The organism is Enterobacter sp. R-1.6.2 (genome assembly GCF_035064085.1).
In the GTDB taxonomy this organism is placed as follows: Bacteria; Pseudomonadota; Gammaproteobacteria; order Enterobacterales; family Enterobacteriaceae; genus Enterobacter; species Enterobacter asburiae_B.
Genome location: NZ_JASEYI010000108.1, coordinates 1 through 977 on the forward strand (window position 1 = coordinate 1; position 977 = coordinate 977).

At 48.6% G+C, this 977-nt stretch carries 1 protein-coding gene; it reads right to left on the reverse strand.

Features of this window, described 5'->3' with window-relative positions:
- On the reverse strand, positions 1 to 899 hold an 899-nt coding region (locus QMN93_RS26010), incomplete at its 3' end, for an IS110-like element IS5075 family transposase (RefSeq protein ID WP_323620243.1).
- Positions 900 to 977: the final 78 nt, after the last annotated feature.

The window sequence follows — 977 nt, forward strand, 5'->3', positions numbered from 1 at the left end:
TCCCTGACCCAGTCGGCCAACTTGCCAGACTGGTGTTCCAGTTTTTGTATGAATACCCTGGCACACTGAACCAACAAAGTTCGGATCTTTTTGTTGCCCCGCTTGCTAATCCCTAACAATGTCGTCCGACCTCCCGTGCTGTACTGTCGGGGTACCAGCCCTGTTGCCGCCGCAAAGTCACGGCTGCTGGCGTACTGCTTCCCGTCGCCAATCTCAGTTGAAATAGTACTGGCAGTCAGCGTTCCAACGCAGGGAATACTCAGCAAGCGCTGTCCAACCTCATCTTCGTCCAACTTTCGTTTCAACTGAGATTCCAGATCTTTAATCTGCTCAACAAGATAGTGATAATGCTGTTGTAATTTCAGCAGTAACTGGCTGAGATAAAGAGGCAAACTACTGTCCTCAAGAAGGGTACTCAGTCGACTAATAACGGCAGCACCTCGCGGAACGCTGATACCAAATTCCAGCAGAAAAGCATGCATCTGATTAGTTGTTTTCACCTTATCCTGAACCAGGGATTCACGGACACGATGCAGAGCTCGCATTGCCTGCTGAGATTCGGTTCTGGGCTGCATGAAACGCATAGATGGACGTGATGCTGCTTCACAGATAGCTTCAGCATCAACGAAGTCATTTTTGTTGCTTTTAACGAATGGGCGGACAAATTGCGGTGATATCAGCTTTGGAAAATGCCCTAACTCTGCCAGCTTGCGTGCCATAAAGTGAGAACCGCCACAGGCTTCCATCGCGATGGTTGTTGCCGGGCATGTCGCCAGAAATTCGATTAGCTTTGGTCGGGTGAATTTTTTACGGTAAACGGCCTTCCCACGATGATCCTGACAATGAATATGGAAAGAGTTCTTACCCAGATCGATACCAATAAGCGCAATGTTTTCCATGATGGTTCTCCGAATGAAAGCCTGTCCTCAGCATAGTACCGGGAAGGAGGGAGTGACCATCTCATTAAATAAAGCACG